The sequence below is a fragment of the Aeromonas sp. 95A genome, from assembly GCF_051919235.1.
GTDB classification, from domain to species: domain Bacteria; phylum Pseudomonadota; class Gammaproteobacteria; order Enterobacterales; family Aeromonadaceae; genus Aeromonas; species Aeromonas veronii.
In genome coordinates this window covers 2,492,354-2,515,797 of the sequence record NZ_JBQBFC010000001.1, presented here as the reverse complement: position 1 = coordinate 2,515,797, position 23,444 = coordinate 2,492,354, and the positions used below count along the sequence as shown (strand labels likewise).

Here is a 23,444-nt window from a genome sequence, read left to right as displayed (position 1 = left end):
CGATGGCTAACTTTGCCTACAAGGGGCGTGACAGCCAGGGCAACGCGACCAGTGGCGTGGTCGAAGCGGCCAACGAGATGGCGGCCGCCGAACAGCTGATGCGCCGTGGCGTGATGCCCACCGAACTCAAACCGGGCAAGGCCAAGTCCGCCGCCATCGACTGGTCACTGTTGCTGGAAGGTGGCGTCAAGCTGGACGAGCTGGTGATCTTCAGCCGCCAGATGTATGCCCTGACCCGGGCCGGGATCCCGATCCTGCGCGCCATTGCCGGGCTGGAGGAGAGCACTCACAGCAAGCCGCTCAAGCGGGCGCTTCATTCGCTGGGGGAAGATCTTGGCAACGGTCGCCCGCTTTCGAGCTCGATGCAGGCGCACCCCAAGGTATTCAGCAGCCTGTTTGTCGCCATCATCCATGTGGGTGAGAACACAGGTCAGCTGGAAGAGGCCTTTTTGCAGCTCGCCAACTATTTCGAGCTGGAGCTGGAGACCCGCAAGCGCATCAAGACCGCCATGCGCTACCCCAGCTTCGTGATGATCGCCATCGGCATCGCCATGGTGATCCTCAATATCATGGTGATCCCTGTGTTTGCCGGCATGTTCGCCAAGTTCGGGGTGGAGTTGCCGCTGGCGACCCGCATTCTGCTCGCCACCTCGCACTTTTTTGTCAACTACTGGTGGCTGCTGCTCGCTATTCTGGTGGGGATGGTGTTCGGCTGGCGCCGCTGGGTCGCCACCATCAAGGGCAAGCTGACCTGGCACCGCTGGCAGCTCAAGTTGCCGATCGTCGGCACCATCATAGAGCGCTCCCTGCTGGCCCGTTTTGCCCGCAGTTTTTCCATGATGCTCAAGGCCGGGGTGCCGCTAAACACGGCGCTGACCCTGGTGGCCGATGCGGTGGATAACGCTTATATGGCGGGGCGAGTGCGGGATATGCGCGCCGGTATCGAGCGGGGCGAGAGCCTGCTGCGCACCGCCAGCAGCAGCGGCCTGTTCACCCCGCTGGTGATGCAGATGATCGCCGTGGGGGAGGAGACCGGTCAGGTCGATGACCTGCTACACGAAGCGGCCGAGTATTACGAGCGGGAGGTGGATTATGACCTCAAGAGTCTCACCGCTCGGATCGAGCCGATCCTGATCGGGATCGTGGCAGTAATGGTACTGATCCTGGCACTGGGTATCTTCACCCCCATGTGGGACATGATGCGCGCAGTTCGCGGCAAGTAACTCGGCATCTTCACGCTTGAATGGTGGGACATGATGAGAGCCGTAAGAGGCAAGTGAGCGGTGGAGTCGAGGGCTGGATGAGCAGACAGACGCAGCAGGATGATCGCTGGCTGACCGGATATCGGCGGATCGCCGTGATCATCCTGTTGATGGTGATTGTTGCTACGTTGGTGCGTAGCTATCAGGGGCACCGGGAAGAGGCGCAGCAGCTCACCCTCACCCTGCTGGGGGAGCAATTTGCCGAGCGGGCACAGCGTTTGCACGGCATTTGGCTCGATGAGCGGCGCCCGCAGACACTGCATGTCGCCGGCAAGGGGTGGCAGTTTGACGCCCGAGGGTGGCCCCTGGGGCTGGTGCCGCTGCAATCCCCTTCGGAAAATTGCCGTCAGTTGTGGCTGGCACTGATGGGTGAGACGAAGGGGGGCATGCCTCCCCTGCAGGTTCTGGCCCGTCCCGATGGCAGTGGTTGCGAGATGGGGTGGGATGGTTATTGGCTGGTTTATCAGTTTTCTGACGGGCGGGTGATGAAAAAGCCTTGAATGAAACTAATCATATGACCCAACTACATGATTTTTTTGGGCCTGCATGAAATAATGTGGGGCATTACGGAGGGAGCATGACAATGAAACCAATGGCACCATCAATGCCGGAAAACGGGATGAGGAGACTGTCTGCCGGCTTCTCCCTCATTGAGCTGGTGATCGTTATCGTGATCCTGGGGATCCTGGCGGTGACTGCACTGCCGCGCTTTCTCGATGTGACTGACGAAGCGAAAAAGGCCAGCGTGGAGGGAGTCTCTGGCGGTTTTGCTACCGGCGTTTCACTGGTGCGGGCGCAATGGGAGGCGGAAGGTCGCGCCAAACAGGACAGCCTCAATACTGTGCTCTATGACGGTAGTCGCTTCTATCTGACCACTCCGACCGATACCCAGATCAGCAACGGCGAGCTGTCGCCCGGCTATCCGATGGATACCACCGCAAGCGGTAATCCCGATGTGGATCCGGCTAATCTGACCGCCGAACGTTGTCTCAATATTTGGGAGGGGTTACTGCAAAACCCGCCCAAGGCTACGGCCAGCTTCAATGAAGTGCGCGGTAGCGGCAATGACCTGAAATACTATGCCACAGTAAGCAGTAATGGACTGGATTCGGTCTGCCGTTACTATCTGGTCAATAGTCTGAGTAAGGGCAGTGATGGCAAGTATCAGGATCCGCAAGGCAAGACTGATGCATTTATGAGTTTCAGTTACCGTCCGGCGTCCGGTCAGGTGACCACAAATATTAATTAACAGAGGAAAGTGAAATGAAAAAACAGGCGGGTTTTACCCTGATCGAACTGGTTATCGTGATCATCATTCTGGGTATTCTGGCGGTCACCGCTGCACCCAAGTTCCTGAATCTGCAGGATGATGCTCGTAAGTCTGCTGCGCAGGGTGTTCAATCTGCACTGCAGAGTGCAGCCAATTTGGTTTATAGCAAGGCTGCTTTGGAAGGCCAGGAAAAAGCATCTGCTGCGGGTGGAACCGCTCTGACCGGCATGACGGGTGTTAAAGTAATTTACGGCTATCCAACTGCTGATACCGTTTCTGCGGCTGTCACTTTGGATGGTTGGAAAGTATCTGGCGCTTCAGCTACTTCCTCGGATTTCTATCCAGATAATACCAAGGGTAACGAGTGCTATGTGACTTATACAGCAGCTACTTCGGAAACTGTACCGTTTAAGGTCGAGCTGAAGAACTGTAAGTAATAATATCTGGACAAGCGAGGCTTGGGCCTCGCTTTCTTCTTTACACCTATGAGAAAAACCATGCCTGCAACCAAGGGCTTTACCCTGATTGAACTGGTACTGGTGATCCTGTTACTCGGGATTCTAGCCGCCTTTGCCGTGCCAAAATGGCTGGGCAAAGGTGGCTTTGAAACTCAAACCGTACGTGACGAACTGCTGACCCGGCTGCGGCTGGTACAGACCGTCAATATGCACGAACCGGCCAATCGTTGTACCTCACTACTTGTTGAATCTGGCCAATTTGGCCACAGCACAGAATCCCCATGTGATAATCCTGCGGCCATATCGAGCTGGAATGCTAATCAGCGCACCCGTGGTCGGTTGGTGACCGCCTCTGACGGAATCACTCTTTCCCTGAACAGCAACAAAAGCTTCGTACTCCGCTTCGATCAGATGGGCCGCCCGCTTGGTAGCTGCGCCGGTGGCTGCGAGCTGCAAGTCACCGATGGTCGCGAAACCAGCCGTATCCAGATTGAGTCTGAGGGGTTTATCCATGAGATCCCTTAAACGCGGTTTCACCCTGATTGAGCTGATCGTTGGCATAGTGCTGCTGGCGGTGGCTTTGACCGGCATTTTGGGGTTGCTTATCAATCAGGCGCCGCAGGCGGTAGACCCGGTGCAGCAGGTACGCGCCGCCCAGCTGGCCCAGCGCCTCTCCGGCGAGATCTTGCAAAAGTCGTTTGATGAACATTCGGATCATAACGGTGGTCGTTATCGTTGTGGCGAGCAGGTGGCAGGGGTGACCATCTCTTCCTGCTCCACCAGTTATGGTCCGGATGGCGAGCCCGCATCCTATGCCTATAACGATGTGGATGATTTCGATACCGCAGGTAACTGGGTGGATGCCAACACGCTGACCCAAACTGAGGTGGGAGTCAGCAGCGAGGAGTATCGCAACTATCAGGTGAAAATTGCGGTGAGTGGAGCCGATTTCAGCGACGGCACCTTCAAGAGTTGTGTCGCCCCCTGCTCTGTGGGCAAGCGCATTGATCTGCAGATCAAGCTACCGGATCAGAGCGTGCTCGACTTCTCCTTCTATCGGGGGAATTACTGATGGATCGCTCCGCTATCAGGTGTTGCCTGTCTACCAGAATTTCAGCGCCCCTAGCCAACTCCGGCGCCAGATTACGCCTGGCGGCTAATCGAACCTACCGCAAACCTCGGGGTAACCGTGGCTTTACCTTGGTCGAGCTGGTGATGGTCATCCTGCTGCTCGGGATAATGGCGACCTTTACCAGCCAGTTTATCGGTATCGGTACCCAGATTTATGGTGATGCCAGCAGCCGTGAGCAGCTGATGAGCGATGCCCGCTTCGCCATGGAGCGGCTTAACCGCGAACTGCGTGATGCGGTGCCGGGCTCGGAGCGGATCGAGACGACTGGCGGGACATGGGACGACACCGGTGCCTGTTTGCGGTTCTGGCCCATCAGCACCTCGAGCCGCTATCTGGCACTTAACCGCGCCATGTCGGGGAGCACGGCTACCCTTGAGCTGGTGATGGCGACCCCGGCTTCTGCTGCCAATCCGCTGGATGTGGATGCCACCGCCGTCAAAAAAGATGATCAGCTGATCGTCTTCCCCGTGCCGGACAAAAATGTCGGTTCGCTCACGGCAGGCTGCGATTATGGCCGCTGCGTAGCCAGGGTTACCGATGTGCTGACGCCCGTATCCGGAGCGCAAACCATCCGCTATACCAGCACCGAGAGTCTGACTGGCCTCTCTCCCGGCAGCCGGGTCTACTTTGCCAACCAGCAGGTACGTTACTGTGTGGAAGGAAACACGCTGACCCGCGCTACCGCTCCCATTGGGGCACCCTTACCTGCACAGGGCGTGTTGATGGCGGACTCCCTTCGTAATGGCACCTTCTATCGGGAAACCTCGGCGTTTAACGCCGAAGGGGAGTTTGGCATGCGCTTTGTGTTCGAACGCAAGGGGGAGTCGGTCACCTTCAACCACAAGATAGAGGTGTTCAATGTGCCCTGATCCACAGGCTTTCGGACGGATGCGAGGCAGCGCCTTGATGATCGCCCTGTTTGTGATTGTGGTGATGGCCCTGCTGGCGGCTGCCATGGGCCGTTTTCTGGTCGACAGTGGTGAGAAAAATACGGTGGAGGTGCGCAGCGTGCGGGCTCTGCTGGCCGCCCAGAGCGGGCTGGAGATTGCCTTGTATCAGCTGTTTCCAAATAGACCTACATCGCCATCACCGCTTGATCGTTGCGAGTGGGTACTCTCATCACCTGTGTTTAATGGCAATTCTGGACTGGCTGGCTGCGAGGCAAGGATCAGTTGCGTAAAACAACCAGTGACCTATAACGGAGAGGTGACCAATGGTTACCGTCTGCTCAGTGTCGGCTCCTGTGGCTCGACCGATCTGGGCAGTACCAACCCCGATTATGCCGTGAGTAGGACAGTGGCGGCTGAAGCCTATGATGGAGGTTTATGATGAAATGGCTATGGGGGCTGGCCCTTCTTTGTAGTCAGGCTTGGGCATTCGATCCCATCGACATAGGCACAGTTTTCCCTGCTGTGGTGCAGGGGCATCATGGCAACAACAATAATACTTGCCACCAGATCAGCGGTGACCAGCTCATCCAGCTTAACAATCCCAAGATCAATGGTACAGGCGGTTTGCCACTCAACTTCTGCTCTATCCAGCCCGATCAGAACAACAGTCCCCGTTGCGATGATGGTGTTGGCGGTTACAAAGTCTGCACGGTTACTGGCAGTGATATTCGTGGTCTTGCCCTGAATGGTAACAACGCGTTTCTCTCCACCAATTCCAATAGAGCTCAGACTTGTTCGTCGGGATCGCAAACGGCCTCCAGCGCGGCTTATGGCACCATGATGGTAGAAAACTGCACCATGACCTTCCCGAGTCGCAGCGTCTATCAACTCAAGAGCCTAACGGTGCGCAACAATGCGACTCTGGTGTTGGGTGAGGGGGACTATTTTATTGACAAGTTGACCTTGGACAACGGCACCATCCTCCTGTCTGGCAGCGGCATCACCCGGATCTTCGTCAATCAGGACGTGAAGTTGATCAATACGGTCAATATCAACGCCAACAATCAAGGAAGCCTCATTTGGGTTAACTACAACAGCATGGTGATCGACAATAGCACCACCTTTTACGGTTACCTCTATACCGATGGGCTGCTCACCATGAATAACAAGGCTACCGTCTATGGGAGGGTGACGGCTGGTTATCTGAAGATGGATGCTCAATCCAGCATCAACGAAGCGGTACTGACCCCCATGCTGACCTGCTTTGCTGACGGCTTTGAAAGTGCCCAGATCAACCCGGACAGTTGGGTGGTTGCCCAGCGAAACAACAGCACATTGCCGTCGGTACAAAATGGTCGCCTGCGTCTAACCCAGAACGTTACCAACCAGGCCACGTCAGCCACATTCCAGCGTCTCTTCCCAGGAGCCGGCAACCTGGTGACAGTCGAGTTCGATCAGTATGCCTACAAAACTTTTGGCTCTAGCGGGGCGGACGGGATGGCGGTGGTGCTCTCGGATGCGACCCTGACGCCCCAGCCTGGTGCCTTTGGTGGCCCGCTAGGCTATGGCTTCAAGACCGGAATCAGCGGCTTTGCGGGCGGTTGGCTCGGGGTCGGGCTCGATGAGTACGGTAACTATGCTAATGAAGGGGGGACCATCAACTTGGGGTCGCGCCGGCAGGCAGTTTCCATCCGTGGCTCGGGAGCGGGCACCTCTGGATACAACTATCTGGCTGGTACCGTCAGCAACCTGAACCCGCCCGTCGACAGCGGCACCAACAGTAATCGCCCCCACCGCTATCGTATTACCGTCGACTCTCGGGCCGCTGGCAGCTCGCTGGCGAAAGTCGAGAGAGATACTGGTTTGGGCTACAGCACCCTGGTTGGCCCCATCAATATGGCGAATCAGGCCGGTCAGGCTGCGGTACCTGCCAATTTCCTGCTCTCCCTGACCGGCTCCACCGGCTCGGTGACTAACTTCCACGAAATCGACAACGTGCAGATCTGCGCCCTGCGATCCAACCCGATTGGGGTGCAGATTGATCATTTCCAACTTGATCACTCCGGTCAGCCACTGACCTGCAACCCCGAGACGGTGACGGTCAAGGCGTGCGCCGATGCCGCTTGTACCACGCTTATCACAGACCCGGTTACTGCAACCCTGAGTCTTACCCCTACTTCAGTCAGCAATGGTTGGATTGGCGGCAATACTGTGACCTTTAGCGGCGGTTCGACCACGGTGCAGTTGCGCAACAATACGCCGACCGCGGTGACCATAGGCGTTTCCGGCTCGACTCCGACGACCAAGCCATTCAGTACCACCTTGTGCAAGGTCGGGGCGGGGACTCCCAGTGCCGCAGCCTGTACCCTGAATTTTGCCGATAGCGGCTTCTTCTTTGATGTGCCTGATACCTACTCCAATCAGCCGCAGACGGTGACCATCAAGGCGGTCAAAAAGAGCGATGTGACCAAGCAGTGTGTGCCGGGGTTTGCCAGCCAGACCAAGAGCGTCAAGTTCTGGAGCAGCTATATCACCCCCACCAGTAACCCCTATAACAGCCAGATGAGCGTCAACAGCAGTACGATTGGTGCCAGTCAGGGGGCAGCAACGCCGCTCTCCCTCGTATTCGATGCGCAGGGGCAGTCGACCATAACGGTTAAGTACCCGGATGCGGGCAAGGTGCAACTGGATGCCCGCTATGATGGTACTGGCAGTGAAGCCGGTCTGGTGATGCTAGGCGCGGATCAGTTTGTGGCTCGCCCGGTCGGTCTGTGCATCACGCCCCCGCAAGGGGTCTGCGCGGCAGGTGACAGCAGCTGTCCGGTATTCAAAAAAGCGGGGGAAACGTTCCAGGTAGATATCAAGGCGATGGCCTGGGAATCCGCCAATGATGGAGATATCTGCGCAGGGAATCTGACTACGCCCAACTTTGCCCTGCCCAATGTTGCTCTGGGCAGTACGCTGGTGGCACCCAATCCGGGCACCAATGCAACGCTGGGTACTACCGCCTATAGCCATGTGGCTGCGCTCAACAGCATCAATAGCATTAGCCAGACGGTGAGCGAGGTGGGGGTATTCCGGATGACGGCGACGCCACCGGTGGCAAAGCCGCCAGAAGGAAGCACTGTATCTACGGGCTATTTCGGCTACACCATCCCTCCCGCCAGCAGCGTGCCGGTGGGACGTTTTGTCCCTTGGGATTTCAATTTGCTGAGCGGGGTGCTTACTCCTGCTTGCGGGCAGTTCAGCTATATGAGTCAGCCATTCGGGGTCAAGATGACGGTACAGGCTCGTAACAAGAGTGCCGGGGTGACCAAAAACTATGGTGGCGAGTTCGCGAAGGGGCGGCTCTATCTGGTTGCAGGAAATAATCATGATGGGATTGATCGCACGGATCGAGTGGGAAGCATGATGGCCAGCTGGGCATCAGGCGAAGCCAATATTGACAGCCAGAGCCGCTTCGCCCGGCTTTCTGAGCGTGATCCCGGCCTGACTACTCCCGAAGAGTCCTTTAAGTTACTGCGTTTTGGCCTGCAAGTGCTTGATGAGGAGTCACCCTCAGTCACCTTCATGGCTGACGCTGACCTGCATCCTGGCATCAAGAATGGTTGTACCAAAGGGGTCAACTGCAATGCCAAGCAGTTGACGATTCCTACGCGGGTGAATAACACCATGACGGCTTATTATGGCCGCCTGCAGGCTAGTACGGCGGCGGGTCTTGCCTCGGCGCCGCTGGCCATTCCACTGCAGATGCAATATTACGAAGCGGGCAACTGGCTGCAAAACAAGGAAGATCAATGTACCCAGCTCTCTTTGGCCAATCAGGGGTTCACTTTCCTCAATCCGAGCCACACCTTTGATGCGGCGACTCGCGAGCTGAATCTGGGGGCGGGTCGCAAGATCAAGCTGGGGTTGGGTAGTTCTGCACCGGGTGGGGATGCTGCACTGGCGAAGGACGGGGAGATCCTGTTCCACTTTGCCAAGCCGGACATCTCGGTGCGCATTCCCTACAAGGTCGATTTGGCAAAACAGCCATCATCGCCACTCTGGTTGTCTGACCCAACGAGTGCCAATGACGGCAACCTGCAAGGTGAGGCCATTTTCGGCTCCAGCCGGGGTAATGACAGAATTATTTATCGGCGCGAAGTATTGCATTGAATGATGTGAAAGGGGGGTTGCCTCAACAGTATCCCCCTAAATCCTTGTTTATTAGTGTTTGCAAGCGTGTGCGAGTGAGTGATGACTCGCATTTTTGTCGCGCCTGATTGATTGGCGACAGTTTGAGCGCTTGCCCATTGGGGTGGGCATTGGTAAAGTTAGCCGGTTTTCTGCACCTCCAAATTCTTAGGATTTCCCGTAGCCATGTTCAAAAAGCTCAGAGGCGTCTTTTCCAACGATCTGTCGATCGATTTGGGAACTGCCAACACCCTGATCTATGTAAAAGATCAAGGGATCGTCCTTAACGAACCCTCAGTTGTCGCCATTCGCCAAGAGCGCGGGAACGCCAAATCGGTCGCTGCTGTCGGTCATGCCGCCAAGCAGATGCTGGGCCGTACCCCGGGCAACATTTCCGCAATCCGCCCGATGAAAGATGGCGTGATCGCCGATTTCTACGTGACCGAGAAGATGCTGCAGCACTTCATCAAGCAGGTTCACGACAACAACTATTTCCGCCCCAGCCCGCGTGTGCTGGTGTGTGTACCGTGCGGTTCAACCCAGGTTGAGCGTCGCGCCATCAAGGAGTCCGCACTGGGCGCCGGTGCCCGTGAGGTCTACCTGATCGACGAGCCTATGGCTGCTGCCATCGGTGCCGGCCTGCCGGTATCCGAAGCGACCGGTTCCATGGTGGTTGATATCGGTGGTGGTACCACTGAAGTGGCCATCATCTCTCTGAACGGTGTGGTCTACTCCCAGTCAGTCCGTATCGGTGGCGACAAGTTTGACGAAGCGATCATCAGCTACGTCCGTCGCAACTACGGCAGCCTGATCGGTGAAGCGACTGCCGAGCGCATCAAGCACGAGATCGGCTCCGCCTATCCGGGCGAAGAGGTGCGCGAGATTGAAGTCCGTGGTCGCAACCTGGCTGAAGGTGTACCGCGCAGCTTCACTCTCAACTCCAACGAAATCCTGGAAGCGCTGCAAGAGCCGCTGTCCGGTATCGTGGCTGCCGTCATGGTGGCGCTGGAGCAGTCTCCGCCCGAGCTGGCTTCCGACATCTCCGAGCGTGGCATGGTGCTGACCGGTGGTGGCGCACTGCTGAAAGATATCGACCGTCTGCTGATGGAAGAGACCGGTATTCCTGTCGTCGTCGCCGAAGATCCCCTCACCTGTGTGGCCCGTGGCGGCGGCAAGGCGCTGGAGCTGATCGATATGCACGGTGGCGATCTGTTCCACTACGAATAAGACCCAAAGCCGGCCAGCGTGCCGGCTCTTTTTTGACGACCCATGAAACCCATTTTTGGTAGAGGCCCTTCGCTTCAGTTACGGTTGTTTCTCGCCGTCATCATCTCCATCGCTGCCATCGTCGCGGATTCCCGCTTCGGTGTGTTTACCCATGTCCGCGTCTACCTCAGTTCGTTAGTCAGTCCCCTGCAATACATGGCCAATGCGCCGGGTACCCTGCTCGACACCATGTCGACCCAGGTGCAAACCCGCGCCGATCTCATCGAGCAGACCAAACAGCAGGAGCAACAGCTGTTTACCCTGCGTGCCCGTCTGCTCAAAATGGATCAGCTGGAACACGAGAACCAGCGGCTGCGTGAGCTGCTCGGTTCGCCGGTGCACAAGGAGTCCCGCAAGATGGTGGCCGAGCTGCTGTCGGTGGATTCCGACCCCTTCAGCCATCAGGTGCTGATCAACAAGGGGGCGCTGGATGGCGTCTACAACGGTCAGGCGGTGATCAACGATCAGGGTGTGATTGGTCAGGTGCTCCACGTGGGCTCCACCACCAGTCGCGTGCTGCTGATCACCGACTCCAGTCATGGCATTCCGGTGCGGGTACTGCGCAACGACTTGCGTGCTATTGCTTCCGGCAGTGGCGAGCTCGACAAGCTTGAGCTGCGTAACCTGCCGCGCAATACCGATATTCAGGTGGGTGATCTGCTGGTCACCTCAGGTCTGGGTGGCCGCTTCCCGGAAGGTTATCCGGTGGCGACCGTAACCCGCTCCGAGTATGTGGAGGGCAAGCCCTTCGCCCAGGTCGAGGCCAAACCGCTGGTGGAGCTGGACAGACTGCGTTATCTGCTGCTGCTGTGGACCGACAAGAAGCCTGAAGTACATGATGAGGATGGCGAACGGGCGGCTCCCGCTGCGTCCGCCGCAGGAGCCACCCGCTAATGCTAGAACCCGCCAGCGGCAGGATCTGGATCTGGATCTCGATCCTGCTGGCCTTGAGCCTGTCGATCCTGCCGCTTCCTTTCGAATTTGACCCCTTCCGCCCGGACTGGCTGGCCATGGTGCTCATCTACTGGGCGCTGGCCTTGCCGCACCGGACCAACGTCGGCACCGCCTGGGTGGCGGGCCTGCTGCTGGATGTGCTGCTTGGCAGCACCCTCGGCGTGCGGGCGATGGCGATGGCCATTACCACCTATCTGGCGGCCTTCCAGTTCCAGAAGATCCGCAACTTCTCCCTCTGGCAGCAGGCACTGATCATCGGTGGCCTCTCGCTGGTGGGTAAAATGACGGTATTCTGGGCCGAGCATCTGTTCAGCCAGGCCAGTCTCAACTTCTCCTACTTTTGGTCGACGTTGACGACGATGCTAATATGGCCCTGGGTGTTTCTGGTGCTGCGCAAGGTGCGGCGCCGCTTCAATATCAGGTAAATATGAACAAAAACAACGAACCACAACTCTATCTCGCCTCGGCTTCTCCCCGTCGCCGTGAACTGCTGACCCAGATTGGCTACCGCTTCGAGGTGCTGAAACTGGATGTGCCCGAGCAGCGGGAAGAGGGTGAAAAGGCGCAGGATTACGTCTGCCGTCTCGCCCGTGACAAGGCGGTGGCGGGCGTGGCGTGTGCGCCGACGGCGTTGCCGGTGCTGGGTGCCGACACCATAGTGGTGCTGGGCGACCGGGTACTGGAGAAACCGTCCGATCTGCTGGATGCCAAAGATATGCTGGAGTCCCTCTCCGGCAAGGTGCATCAGGTGATGACGGCGGTAGCGCTGGCCAGCAAGGATCGTTGTGACGTGCGTCTGGTCACCACCAACGTGGCGTTTCGCAAGCTGGACGAGGCCGAGATCGAGGCCTACTGGCAGACCGGTGAGCCCTGTGACAAGGCCGGGGCTTATGGCATTCAGGGTATTGCCGGCAAGTTTGTCAGCCGCATCGAAGGGAGCTATAGCGCCGTGGTCGGCCTGCCCCTGCTGGAGACAGACCTGCTGATCAAGCATCATCTGGAACAGCTCAAATAATTTCCCGTCAGCTGTGCTCTGCTGCGTTTCTCCCTTGCGCGCGTTGTACCGGATTGGCTCTATAGAATTCAAAACTGGAACAGGCAAGGTTACTTATGTCGGTAGAACTGCTGGTTAACGTTACCCCCTCCGAAACCCGGGTCGCTCTGGTCGAAAACGGTCTGCTGCAGGAAGTGCATGTAGAACGTCAGGCCAAGCGCGGCATTGTCGGCAATATCTACAAAGGCAAGATCAGTCGGGTGCTGCCCGGTATGCAGGCGGCCTTCGTCGATATCGGCATGGACAAGGCAGCTTTTTTGCACGCCTCTGATATCGTCCCCCACACCGAGTGTGTGGCGGTGAAGGAGAAGGAGCAGTTCCAGGTCGGTAACATCGCCGAGCTGGTGCGTCAGGGGCAGGACATCATGGTGCAGGTGGTGAAAGATCCGCTGGGTACCAAGGGTGCCCGTCTCACTACCGATATCACCCTGCCATCCCGCTATCTGGTCTTTATGCCGGGCAGTGCCCACGTCGGTGTCTCCCAGCGTATCGAGTCCGAAGCCGAGCGCGAGCGTCTCAAGCGCACTGTAGCCGGTTATGTGGACGAGCTGGGTGGTTACATCATCCGTACCGCCGCTGAAGGGGTGGGGGAGCAGGAGCTGGAGCAGGATGCCGCCTTCCTGAAACGGCTGTGGCGCAAGATCCTCGAGCGCAAGCAGAAGTATCCTCCCTGCAAGATCCTCTACGAGGATCCCAGCCTGGCATTTCGGGTGGTGCGCGACTTCGTCGGTGCCGAGCTCGACAAGATCCGCGTTGATTCCCGCCAGAGCTTCGATCAGCTCAAGCGCTTCACCGAAGAGTACGTGCCGGAGCTGGCCAGCAAGCTGGAGTACTACCCCGGCGAGTCGCCGATCTTCGATCTCTACGACGTGGAGAACGAGATCCAGCGGGCGCTGGAGCGCAAGGTAGAGCTGAAATCCGGCGGCTACCTCATCATCGACCAGACCGAAGCCATGACCACGGTGGATATCAACACCGGCGCCTTCGTCGGCCATCGCAATCTGGAAGAGACCATCTTCAACACCAACGTCGAGGCGACTGCGGCCATTGCCCGTCATCTGCGCCTGCGCAATCTCGGCGGCATCATCATCATCGACTTCATCGACATGCAGTCGGAAGATCACCGCCGTCGGGTGCTGCACAGCCTGGAGCAGGCGCTCTCAAAGGATCGCGCCAAGACCAACGTCAACGGCTTCTCCCAGCTTGGTCTGGTGGAGATGACCCGCAAGCGCACCCGCGAGAGTCTGGAGCATGTGCTCTGCTCCGAGTGCCCCGAGTGCAAAGGGCGCGGCCGGGTCAAGACGGTGGAGTCGGTCTGTTTCGAGATCCTGCGGGAGATCATCCGGGTCAATCGCGCCTACGATGCGGATCAGTTCACCGTCTACGCAGCCCCGGCCGTGGCCGACTACCTCCATGGCGAGGAGTCCCACAGTCTGGCTGAGCTGGAAGTGTTCATCGGCAAGCAGGTGCGGGTAGTGAGCGAACCCCTCTGTGGTCAGGAGCAGTTCGACGTGGTGATGATGTAATTGGTCTATCGCTGGCTGAGTCGGGGCTGGTTGGCCCTGGGGGTCCTGTTCGTACTGATGGCCATGCTGGTCACGCTGGTACGGGTCGGGGGCCCTTTGCTGAATCAATACCGGGAGAGTCTGATCCACACTCTGCTGGGCGATTCACAACTCAAGGTCAGCGTGGAGCAAGTGGGTCTGGACTGGACACAGTCCGGGCCCGCGCTCGAACTGCAGCAACTCGCCATCGCCCCGGATTCGGGGCGTTTTACCGTACAGCTCGGCAAAGCCTGGGTGCACCTCGACTTCTGGCGCACCATTAACGAGCTAAAGCCGGTGTTTGGCGAGCTGATCCTGAGCGATGGCGATATCACCATCGACTTGCGCCAACCGGCTGACGACAGCCCCTCCGGCGATCCCCAGCAGGGCGCCCTGCTGCGCTTTCTGCTGACCCAGCTCTCTACCTTCGATGTGCACAACACCCGCCTCAGCGTCACCACCTCCCTCGGTGATCTGCGCGCCCTCGACATCGCCCAACTGCGCTGGCAGAACCGTGGCAAGCGCCATCAGGGGGTCGGCAAGGCTTACCTCATCAACGGGGTGGGCGAGAGCACCCTCGATCTGATTCTGGATGTAGACGCCCCGACTGCCCGGCTCGATCGCCTCAAAGGGCAACTCTATCTGGGGGCCCGCCAGCTCGATATCACCCCGACCTTGGCCAAGATCCATGCGGGCGAACCCAAGGTTGCCGGTCAGCTCGACTTCCAGCTCTGGAGCGAGTTTGACAGCGGCAAGCTGGGCAATACCCTGCTGGCGTTTGGCAACAACTACCTGATCTGGAAGGATCCCAAGAAAGGGGAGATGCACCGTTTCGGCCTCGATGGCGGCAAGATCCAGCTGCGTCGGGATGGCACCGACTGGCAACTGGCGAGCCACAACGTCACCTTCAAGCTGGACGGCAAACCCTGGTTGCAGAGCCGGTTGCAGCTGGAGCGGATTGGGGATCGGGTGCAGGGCTATCTGCCCAGCATAGAGTTCGACAAGATCACTCAGATCAGTCAGCTGGTCTCGGCGCTCTACCCCACACTCTGCGAGACCCTGCGCCAGACCAATCCGCAGGGGTCGGTGCAGGATCTGACGCTGCTGGCCAATGCCGACTGGCAGGATCTCTCCCTCAGTGGCCGCTTCAGCAAGGTGCGCCTCAAGGCGTGGCAGGATATACCCGGGATGCAGGATCTCAACGGCGAGTTCTGGCTTACCCCGACCGGCGGTAGCGCCAGATTGGCGCTGGCGAATGACAAGGTGGATCCCGCCCGTCACTTCAAGATGCCAATCCCGGTCGACCACTTCTCGGCCCGCCTCGACTGGTGGCGCGAGGAACAGGGCTGGGTGCTCTACGGGCAGGATATCGCGCTGGATAACCCGGATCTGACCCTGACCAGCCGTTTCCGCCTCGATCTGTTCGAACACCCCTTCCTCGCCCTGACCGGTCGCATCAATGTGAAGAACGCGGGCCATGCGGATCGCTACTTCCCGCTGCAGGCGATGGACAAGGGGCTGGTGGATTACCTGAGCGGCGCCATCAAGGGGGGCAAGGCCAAGGGGGCCGACCTGCTCTGGTATGGGGAGTTTCGGGATTTCCCCTACGACAACGGCAAGGGCATCTTCCAGGTGGCGGTGCCGCTGGAGCAGGCCACCTACGAATTCTTCCCCGGTTGGCAACCGCTCACCGACCTGCAGATCGACCTGTTGTTCCAGAATGCCGGTCTCGATATGCGCAGCCGATCCACCAAACTCGGCAAGGCGAGCTCCGACTCGGTGCATGCCTGGATCCCGGATCTCTCCCCCGGCGCCCACCTCTATGTGGATGCCAAGGTGCAGGGGGAGGGCAAGGCCATCAGCGACTACCTGCAGGACTCTCCGCTGGGCAGTTCGGTAGGTCAGGCTCTGCGGGAGATCGAGATCCGCGGCCCGATGGCCGGTTCGGTCAAGCTCGATATTCCTCTCGATGGCGAGAGCGAGGTGAAGGCGAGCGGCGATGCCACCTTCAGCAATAACAAGGTGCGGGTCGCCAGTCTGGATCTGCCGCTGGAGAAGGTGCAGGGGCGCCTCGAATATGACAACGAACAGACCCGTTTCAGCAACCTCAAGGCGAGCCTGTGGAACCAGCCGCTGACGCTCGACTATCAGGGGCGCCAGCATCCGGATCACTATCAGGTCGACCTCGATTTCAATGGGCAATGGGATAGCCGCCGCCAGCCCGCCGCCATCTCTTCATTCGGCATTCTCAACGGCCGCAGCAACTGGGGCGGCAAGCTCGGGTTGACCTTGCCCGAGAGTAAGCCGTTCAGCTTCCAGCTGGCGCTCGACTCCAATCTGCAGGGGATGGGGCTGGATCTGCCGCTGCCGCTGGCCAAGAGCAGTGCCAGTCGACTGCCGCTCAAGGTGATCGCCCGTGGCCGGGATGGCAGCGCCGACATTCGTGCCGTACTGGGGGCTGATGTGGATATGCAGACCCGACTGGTCTACGGCGAAGGGGTACCTTATCTCAGCCGGGTGCGGGTCGATGTGGGTCAGCCGGGCGCCCGGGTGCTGCGCGATGCCCCCATGCTGCTCGCCATCAACCAGCAGGAGGCCGATGTCGGTGGCTGGCTGGCCAGACTCAAGCAGTGGTTGCCAGCGCAGAACCAGACTGGCAATGCGGTGGTTGGCCCCGCCTTCCTGCCGCAGGAGTGGTGGGTGGATGGACAGCTGGCTCGCGCCTATATCGGCAGTGCCACCCTCAAGGCGGCGCGTTTCACCGTGGGGCCGACCAATCAGGCGACCGAGGTGATGATCGACAGTCCCGATGTGATGGGGGTGATCCGCCTGCCTGCAGTAGCCAATCGTCCGGTGGATGCCAAGTTTGCCCGTATCTACTGGTCCGGCAAGAGTTCGGATCTCAGCCCGGATCCCGATGCGCAGCAGGACAACGCCATCATGGCATCCATCCCCTGGTTGAAGGTGAGCTGTGTCGATTGCCGCTTTGGCGAGCTGCCTCTTGGTGAAGTGAAAGGGGAGCTGGTGCCCGGCGCCAACAAGGTGACCCTCAAGGGGCTGGATGTGCGGCTGGCTGGGAGTCAGCTCACCGGCAGCGTCGACTGGCTGGCCAATGGCAACCGGATGGAGACCCGCGCCCGTGGCAAGCTGACCAGCAACAACAGCGAGCTGCTGCTCAAGCGGCTCGGCTACACCTCGCCCATCGGCGATGCCCCCGGCTCCCTCGCTTTTGATCTGAACTGGCAGGATGTGCCCTATCGTCCGAACCTACCGACTCTGGGGGGAAGTGCCAACTATCAGCTGGAAGGGGGCACCCTGCGGGAGGTCAACGACAAGGGGGCGCGACTGCTCTCCCTGCTCAGCCTCGATTCCCTGCTGCGCAAACTGCGGCTCGATTTTCGCGATGTGTTCGACAAGGGCTTCTACTTTGAATCCATGTCCGCCTCTGCCACCATCAAGCAGGGGCAGGTCAGCAACGATGATTTCTATATGAAGGGGGCGGCAGGCAACCTGCGCGGCGAGGGGAGCGCCGATCTGGTGCGCTGGCAGCTCGACTACGAGCTGAGCTTCTCCCCCAATCTGGGGGGCACCCTGCCGGTGGTGGCGGCCTTCTCCATCACGCCGGTCACGGGGCTCTATGTGCTGGCCCTCTCCAAACTGCTGGAGCCGGTGGTGGATGTGGTGACCCGCATCGATTTTCGCATCTCGGGCCCGCTCGACGCACCCAAGCTGATCGAGGCGGGACGAGATCGCGCGCGCATCAAGCTCAACCAACAGCAGAAAGAGGCGGTTGACGCCGTTGCTCCCAGCCTGCCGACGCAAGAGGTGACCCCTTTCCTGCTGAGCCCCAAACACGCGGGGCCCGCTCAGCGCTAAACGAGCGGCCCGGCACCATCACAAGGAGTGAGCCATGATCCGACATATCCTGCTGATCGCCTTCAAGCCGGACACCCAGCCTGCCCAGATAGACGCGGTGCGTAACGCTTTTCTCGCCATTCCCCATCAGGTCAGCGGCGTGACCGCCGTGGAGTGGGGGGAGAATGACAGCCCGGAGGGGAGGGATGGTGGCTTTACCCACAGCGTACTGATGACCTTCGCCGACGAAGCGGCCCGCCAGCGCTATCTGCCCCATCCTGATCACGATGCCCTCAAGGCCATCTTTCGCCCGGTGCTGGAGCGCATCATAGTGCTGGATTACACCCTGCAGGCAGGGGATGCTGTCACCGTCTGATGGCCCAAGCGACAAGGAGAACGTCATGTGGTTAGCCGCAATACAGCTGGTATCTGGCCGTCACTGGCAGGATAACCGGGAGCAGATCGCCGCTGAACTGGCGGCCTTGCCCAAAGAGCGGCCGCTGCTGGTGCTGCTGCCGGAGAACTTCGCCCTGTTTGGCGAACGGCAGGGCTATCTGGATGGTGCCGAGGCCATAGGTGAGGGCCCAATCCAGCAGCAACTGGCTGAATGGGCCCGCGATTACGGCATCTGGCTGGTGGCCGGGGCTATGCCGACAAGAATGCCGACCACCATCGCCGATTCCGACCATATCCACACCAGTTCGCTGGTGTTTGACCCAAGCGGTGAGCTCAGGGGCCATTACCACAAGATCCACCTGTTCGACGTGGATGTGGCGGACAATCACGGTCGCTACCGTGAGTCGGAGACCTTCAGCCCGGGGGAGGCGCCTGTGTTGGTGGACTCTCCCTTTGGTCCCCTCGGCCTCTCGATCTGTTATGATCTGCGCTTTCCCGAGCTCTACCGCCAGCTGGCCCGTGCCGGTGCCCGTGTGCTGCTGGTGCCTGCCGCCTTTACCGCCGTGACCGGCGAGGCGCACTGGGAGCCGCTGCTGCGGGCCCGCGCCATCGAAAACCAGTGCTACGTAGTCGCTGCCAATCAGGGTGGCTCTCATGAGACGGGGCGCCAGACCTGGGGCCACAGCATGGTGATCGATCCTTGGGGCCGGGTGCTGGCGAGCAAAGAGTCTGGGCGCGGCACAGTGCTGGCGAAGATGGAGCCCGGGCTTATCGACGAATTGAAACTCACCATGCCAGTGCTGCAACACGCCCGTTTGCTCTGATGGTGTGGTGAAAAATTGAAAGGCAGCCGTTTGCCCGTGCTGGAGCATGCCCGTTTGTTGTGATGGTGTGGCTTGTCGCCACCCGTCGGCAAGACGATTTAAAACAGCTCGTTACGAGAGTGGAGAAGAAGATTGAGTCTATTGAGCCAGGTTAGTGCCTCCCTGTTGGCCCCGAACGACCTCGACGAAGGGCGCCTGCAGCAGTTGCTCGGCAGCCTGATGAGCCATCAGGTCGAGTTCGGCGATCTCTATTTCCAGCGCAGCTGGCACGAGTCCTGGATGCTGGAAGATGGCATCGTCAAGGATGGCAGCTACAACATCGATCAGGGGGTCGGGGTGCGCGCCGTCAGCGGCGAGAAGACTGGCTTCGCCTACTCGGACGAGCTGAGCCTGCTGGCGCTGCAACAGTCGGTGACTGCCGCTCGCGGCATCGCCGCAGCCGGTGCTCACGGCAAGGTGAAGGCGTGGGCCCGCACCGAAGCGAACCTGCTCTATCCGGCCATGGATCCGCTGCAGACCCTCGACAAGCATCAGAAGATCGCCCTGCTGGAGCAGATGGACAAGTTCGCCAGGAGTCTGGATCCCGCCATCAATCAGGTGATGGCCTCCATCAGCGGCGTCTACGAAGAGGTGCTGGTGGCCGCCACCGACGGCACCTTGGCCGCCGATGTGCGTCCGCTGGTGCGTCTGTCGGTGACCGTGATCGCCGAGAAGGGCGATCGCCGCGAGCGTGGCAGTGCCGGTGGCGGCGGGCGCTTTGGTTACGACTGGTTCCTCGAACTGGACGGGCTGGAGAGCCGCGCCTTTGGCTATGTGCGTGAAGCTGTGCGTCAGGCACTGGTCAACCTGGAAGCCATCGACGCGCCAGCAGGCACCATGCCGGTGGTGCTGGGCTCCGGCTGGCCCGGCGTGCTGCTGCACGAGGCGGTGGGGCACGGTCTGGAGGGGGATTTCAACCGCAAGGGATCTTCCGCATTTGCTGGCCGCATCGGCGAGCAGGTGGCCTCCAAGCATTGCACCATCGTCGATGATGGCACCCTGCCGGGTCGGCGCGGCTCCGTCTCCATCGATGACGAGGGGACACCGGGCGGCTACAACGTGCTGATCGAGAACGGTATTCTCAAGGGTTATCTGCAAGACAAGCAGAACGCCCGTCTGATGGGGGTGCCACTCACCGGCAACGGGCGCCGCGAATCCTACGCCGCCATGCCGATGCCCCGCATGACCAACACCTATATGCTGGCGGGTCAGTACGATCCGGCCGAGATCATCGCCTCGGTGAAGAAGGGCATTTATGCCCCCAACTTCGGCGGCGGTCAGGTGGACATCACCTCCGGCAAGTTTGTCTTCTCTGCCTCCGAGGCCTACCTCATCGAGGATGGCAAGATCACCGCTCCCATCAAGGGGGCGACCCTGATCGGCAACGGCCCCGAAGCGATGAGCCAGGTCTCCATGGTGGGCAGCGATCTTGCGCTGGATCGCGGCGTTGGCATCTGCGGCAAGGAGGGGCAGAGCGTGCCGGTCGGTGTCGGCCAACCCACCCTCAAACTGGATCAGCTCACCGTGGGTGGCACTTCGTAGGTTTGGGTTAGCCGCGCAGCGGCGTAACCCGATGAATTCAAACCCTGGCTCTTGCCGGGGTTTTGCTATTCAGGGAACCACAGGCAACAAAAAGCCCCGGTCGTTGGACCGGGGCTGGCGGGTTATTCGGTATCAGTTGACGGATATGGCGCGGGCGTCGATGAAATAGCGAGCGTTACCCTGTTTGTCGATCTGGATTTTGGCTACCAGCTGCTCTTGATCTTTATATTCCCAGCGTTGCTCAATCTTGGCGAGGGATGGGCTCGCAATCCCAACCACGTTCAGGTACTCGTGAAACAGGCTATGGCTCCCTATTTCGGTCAGCATCTTGTCCATCTGCATACTCTCCTGAAGTTGAGTGGGTATTCATCAACAAACCTATCAGCGTCCATCTGAATACAGTCTGTATGAAAAACAAACTAACTCATTTGTGTGTCAATAACATGATCAGGGACAAGATCAGTGCAGATCGTCAGGGACTTTTTGATACCGTTTTCAATCAGAGCCGGTGGGCTTCTGCGGCAACTGATCAAACGTGCCGGAAGCCTTTGGTAGCGCCGGTGCGGTTTGCACGGTCTGGCCGCCGTGGAAGACCGGATCCTGTGCCACTTCCTTGATGCCATTGATGCAAAACTGCATACCCATGCAGACCAGCAGGAAGCCCATGATGCGGGTCATGGCGTCGATGCCGGTGGCACCCAGGATCTTGCAGACCGGATCCGCCAGCTTCAATACTCCCCAGCTGATCAGGCTCATCAGGGCAAACGCCGTTACCACACCGGCGTAGATGGTGAGGCGGTTGTACTCGTCAGGCAGATCGGCAATCTGGGCTGCCCCGCTTATTACCAGCGCCATGGTACCTGGCCCGCACATGCTGGGCATGGTGAGCGGTACGAAGGCAATGCTCTGGTTTATATCGACCCCGCTCTGCTGGCTGGGGGCGGGGAACAGCATGCGAAAGCCGATAAAGCCGATGATGAGGCCACCGGCCAGGCGCAAGCCCGGAATGGAGATCCCGAACAGATCCAGGATCGAGGATCCGATAAAGAAGGTGATGCAGAGGGTGCAGAACAGATAAATGGCGGCCAGATTGACCTGACGGCGCACGTGTTCGCGCGACATCCCCTTGCTCAGCCCCAGCAGCAGGGTGGCCGTGGTGGGCGGGTTGACCATGGGCAGCAGCGCCAGCAAGGTGAGTAATACGACCTGAAAGAACATCTTGAGCCTCGGATAAAGAGTTTGAAGTCATGGGGCGATGCGGGTGGCAGGCCCCAGAGGGAGGCTATCTTATGCTGGTGAAACTGAACATAAGCAGTACAAAAAAGCCCCGGCAGATGCCGGGGCTTGTTGTTCGGGTCAGGCCGCTTGCGGCGCTTGCTGCTGCAGGATGGCCCGTTGCTGGAACCAGAGCCAGAGACCGATGGCGAAACCCAGCACCGACAGACTCACCACATAGTGGGAGGGGGCCAGCATGTCGCTCTTCATCCAGAGGGTCACCGCCATCGGGGTGAGGCCGCCGAAGATGGCGTAGGCCACGTTGTAGGAGAACGACAGACCGGAGAAGCGCACCACCGGCGGGAAGGCATTGACCATCACGTAAGGCACGGCGCCGACAATCCCGACCGCAAAGCCTGCCAGCATGTAGAGCGGCACCAGCTGGCTCGTACCGGCCGCCAGACCGTGATAGAAGGCGTAGCTGGAGCCCGCCAGCAGCAGGGAGCCGAACATGAAGGTGAGACCGCTGCCCAGCAGGTCGATCAGTCGGCCATAGACGATGCAGCCGAGGGTCAGGGCCACGATCGCCAGCGAGTTGGTGGTCAGGGCGTCGGCCGGGCTGATGCCATAGACCTTCTGCAGATAGGTGGGGGTCATCAGGATCACCACCACGATACCGGCGGAGAGCAGCCAGGTGAGCAGCATGGAGACCACCACGCTGCTCTTGTGGTTGCGCAGCACCGACTTGAGGGGGAGCTCGTCAGCCAGGGTCTTGTTGGCTTTCATCTCGGCGAAGACCGGGGTCTCGTGCAACCAGCGACGCAGGTACATGGCGACGATGCCGAAGATACCGCCGAGCAGGAAGGGCACTCGCCAGCCCCAGTCACTCACTTCAGCCGGGGTCAGGCTCTTGTTGACCGCAGTGGCGATCAGGGAGCCGAGCAGGATGCCTGCCGTCAATCCCGCCGTGAGTGTGCCGCAGGCGACCCCGACTCGACGGGCAGGGACGTGCTCGGCGACAAATACCCAGGCGCCGGGCACTTCACCGCCGATGGCGGCGCCTTGCAGGATCCGCAGTCCCAGCAGGGCGATGGGGGCGCCGATGCCGAGCACTGCATAGGTGGGCAGCAGACCGATCAACAGGGTCGGCAGCGCCATCATGATGATGCTGAGGGTGAACATCCGCTTGCGACCGATGAGATCGCCAAAGTGGGCCATGATGATGCCGCCGAGCGGGCGGGCCAGATAACCGGCGGCGAAGATGCCGAAGGTCTGGAACTGGCGCAACCACTCGGGAATATCTGCCGGGAAGAACAGCTCGCCGATGACCACGGCGAAAAAGACGAAGATGATGAAGTCGTAAAACTCCAGCGCACCGCCGAGGGCAGCCAGACTCAGGGTTTTGTAATCCTGTCGATTGAGGGGGCGGGCGTGATCGTGCTGTTGTGTGGTCGTGGTCATATCCGTATGTTTCCCATCGGTTTTTTTAGTTATTGTCACCCCGTACAAGGGGCATATACAGGTGATCGAGAGTATGCTGCCTGCCTCTTGTGTGTAAATCGCGCAA

The 23,444-nt window shown here is 59.5% G+C and carries 22 protein-coding genes; 18 read left to right on the top strand and 4 right to left on the bottom strand.

Annotated features, from left to right (window positions below; translation table 11 throughout):
* The first annotated feature begins 2 nt into the window (after positions 1–2).
* From ACTG2U_RS11325 to ACTG2U_RS11290, 8 genes are all read left to right on the top strand, one after another.
* The gene (locus ACTG2U_RS11325; protein WP_335812750.1) at positions 3–1,223 is read left to right on the top strand and encodes a type II secretion system F family protein; all 1,221 of its coding nucleotides are present in this window, start codon (positions 3–5) and stop codon (positions 1,221–1,223) included.
* Between the two features lie 77 nt (positions 1,224–1,300).
* Positions 1,301–1,762, top strand: a complete 462-nt coding sequence (locus tag ACTG2U_RS11320) for a hypothetical protein (RefSeq protein WP_005340030.1) — start codon at positions 1,301–1,303, stop codon at positions 1,760–1,762.
* Between the two features lie 77 nt (positions 1,763–1,839).
* Positions 1,840–2,511: a type II secretion system protein gene (locus ACTG2U_RS11315; protein ID WP_371167618.1), complete on the top strand. Its 672-nt coding sequence runs from the start codon at positions 1,840–1,842 to the stop codon at positions 2,509–2,511.
* A 14-nt stretch (positions 2,512–2,525) separates the two neighbouring features.
* Positions 2,526–2,969: a prepilin-type N-terminal cleavage/methylation domain-containing protein gene (locus tag ACTG2U_RS11310; RefSeq protein ID WP_120416282.1), complete on the top strand. Its 444-nt coding sequence runs from the start codon at positions 2,526–2,528 to the stop codon at positions 2,967–2,969.
* A 60-nt stretch (positions 2,970–3,029) separates the two neighbouring features.
* Positions 3,030–3,515 carry a prepilin-type N-terminal cleavage/methylation domain-containing protein gene (locus ACTG2U_RS11305; protein WP_439974484.1) on the top strand — a complete coding sequence of 162 codons (486 nt, stop codon included), beginning with the start codon at positions 3,030–3,032 and terminating at the stop codon, positions 3,513–3,515.
* Positions 3,502–4,062: a prepilin-type N-terminal cleavage/methylation domain-containing protein gene (locus ACTG2U_RS11300; RefSeq protein ID WP_103251120.1), complete on the top strand. Its 561-nt coding sequence runs from the start codon at positions 3,502–3,504 to the stop codon at positions 4,060–4,062. Before ACTG2U_RS11305 ends, ACTG2U_RS11300 begins: the two co-directional genes overlap by 14 nt.
* Complete coding sequence (locus tag ACTG2U_RS11295; RefSeq protein ID WP_197724834.1) at positions 4,062–4,991, top strand: PilW family protein; 930 nt, start codon at positions 4,062–4,064, stop codon at positions 4,989–4,991. Before ACTG2U_RS11300 ends, ACTG2U_RS11295 begins: the two co-directional genes overlap by 1 nt.
* Positions 4,992–5,028: 37 nt before the next feature.
* Positions 5,029–5,451 carry a hypothetical protein gene (locus tag ACTG2U_RS11290; protein ID WP_005357726.1) on the top strand — a complete coding sequence of 141 codons (423 nt, stop codon included), beginning with the start codon at positions 5,029–5,031 and terminating at the stop codon, positions 5,449–5,451.
* A gap of 8 nt (positions 5,452–5,459) precedes the next feature.
* On the opposite strand, the gene ACTG2U_RS11285 is transcribed toward ACTG2U_RS11290, so the two are convergent.
* Positions 5,460–5,822, bottom strand: coding sequence for a hypothetical protein (locus ACTG2U_RS11285; protein ID WP_232298074.1), 363 nt, complete (start codon positions 5,820–5,822; stop codon positions 5,460–5,462).
* A gap of 27 nt (positions 5,823–5,849) precedes the next feature.
* On the opposite strand from ACTG2U_RS11285, the gene ACTG2U_RS11280 reads away from it, so the two are divergent.
* The 10 genes from ACTG2U_RS11280 (at position 5,850) to tldD (ending at position 20,662) form a co-directional block, all read left to right on the top strand.
* The gene (locus ACTG2U_RS11280; protein ID WP_439974483.1) at positions 5,850–9,170 is read left to right on the top strand and encodes a DUF6701 domain-containing protein; all 3,321 of its coding nucleotides are present in this window, start codon (positions 5,850–5,852) and stop codon (positions 9,168–9,170) included.
* Between the two features lie 204 nt (positions 9,171–9,374).
* Positions 9,375–10,415: a rod shape-determining protein gene (locus ACTG2U_RS11275; RefSeq protein WP_005340051.1), complete on the top strand. Its 1,041-nt coding sequence runs from the start codon at positions 9,375–9,377 to the stop codon at positions 10,413–10,415.
* Positions 10,416–10,457: 42 nt separating this feature from the next.
* The gene (mreC, locus tag ACTG2U_RS11270) at positions 10,458–11,348 is read left to right on the top strand and encodes a rod shape-determining protein MreC (RefSeq protein ID WP_005340053.1); all 891 of its coding nucleotides are present in this window, start codon (positions 10,458–10,460) and stop codon (positions 11,346–11,348) included.
* On the top strand, positions 11,348–11,833 hold the full coding sequence (gene mreD, locus ACTG2U_RS11265) for a rod shape-determining protein MreD (protein ID WP_005340054.1): 486 nt from the start codon (positions 11,348–11,350) through the stop codon (positions 11,831–11,833). Before mreC ends, mreD begins: the two co-directional genes overlap by 1 nt.
* A 2-nt stretch (positions 11,834–11,835) precedes the next feature.
* The gene (locus ACTG2U_RS11260) at positions 11,836–12,423 is read left to right on the top strand and encodes a Maf family protein (RefSeq protein ID WP_439974482.1); all 588 of its coding nucleotides are present in this window, start codon (positions 11,836–11,838) and stop codon (positions 12,421–12,423) included.
* Between the two features lie 95 nt (positions 12,424–12,518).
* The gene (rng, locus tag ACTG2U_RS11255; protein WP_005340056.1) at positions 12,519–13,988 is read left to right on the top strand and encodes a ribonuclease G; all 1,470 of its coding nucleotides are present in this window, start codon (positions 12,519–12,521) and stop codon (positions 13,986–13,988) included.
* Complete coding sequence (locus ACTG2U_RS11250; protein ID WP_439974481.1) at positions 13,989–17,882, top strand: YhdP family protein; 3,894 nt, start codon at positions 13,989–13,991, stop codon at positions 17,880–17,882.
* 34 nt (positions 17,883–17,916) lie between these two features.
* The gene (locus tag ACTG2U_RS11245; RefSeq protein ID WP_439974480.1) at positions 17,917–18,237 is read left to right on the top strand and encodes a Dabb family protein; all 321 of its coding nucleotides are present in this window, start codon (positions 17,917–17,919) and stop codon (positions 18,235–18,237) included.
* A 25-nt stretch (positions 18,238–18,262) separates the two neighbouring features.
* Complete coding sequence (locus ACTG2U_RS11240) at positions 18,263–19,081, top strand: carbon-nitrogen hydrolase family protein (RefSeq protein WP_439974479.1); 819 nt, start codon at positions 18,263–18,265, stop codon at positions 19,079–19,081.
* 132 nt (positions 19,082–19,213) lie between these two features.
* Positions 19,214–20,662 (top strand): metalloprotease TldD, encoded by a 1,449-nt coding sequence (gene tldD / locus ACTG2U_RS11235; protein ID WP_026035085.1) that lies wholly within the window; start codon positions 19,214–19,216, stop codon positions 20,660–20,662.
* Positions 20,663–20,794: 132 nt separating this feature from the next.
* Here tldD and ACTG2U_RS11230 read toward each other — a convergent pair whose 3' ends face one another.
* From ACTG2U_RS11230 to ACTG2U_RS11220, 3 genes are all read right to left on the bottom strand, one after another.
* The gene (locus ACTG2U_RS11230) at positions 20,795–20,998 is read right to left on the bottom strand and encodes a hypothetical protein (protein WP_005340062.1); all 204 of its coding nucleotides are present in this window, start codon (positions 20,996–20,998) and stop codon (positions 20,795–20,797) included.
* A 159-nt stretch (positions 20,999–21,157) separates the two neighbouring features.
* Positions 21,158–21,880, bottom strand: a complete 723-nt coding sequence (locus ACTG2U_RS11225) for a MarC family NAAT transporter (protein WP_439974478.1) — start codon at positions 21,878–21,880, stop codon at positions 21,158–21,160.
* A 138-nt stretch (positions 21,881–22,018) separates the two neighbouring features.
* Positions 22,019–23,338: an MFS transporter gene (locus tag ACTG2U_RS11220; RefSeq protein ID WP_439974477.1), complete on the bottom strand. Its 1,320-nt coding sequence runs from the start codon at positions 23,336–23,338 to the stop codon at positions 22,019–22,021.
* Positions 23,339–23,444: the final 106 nt, after the last annotated feature.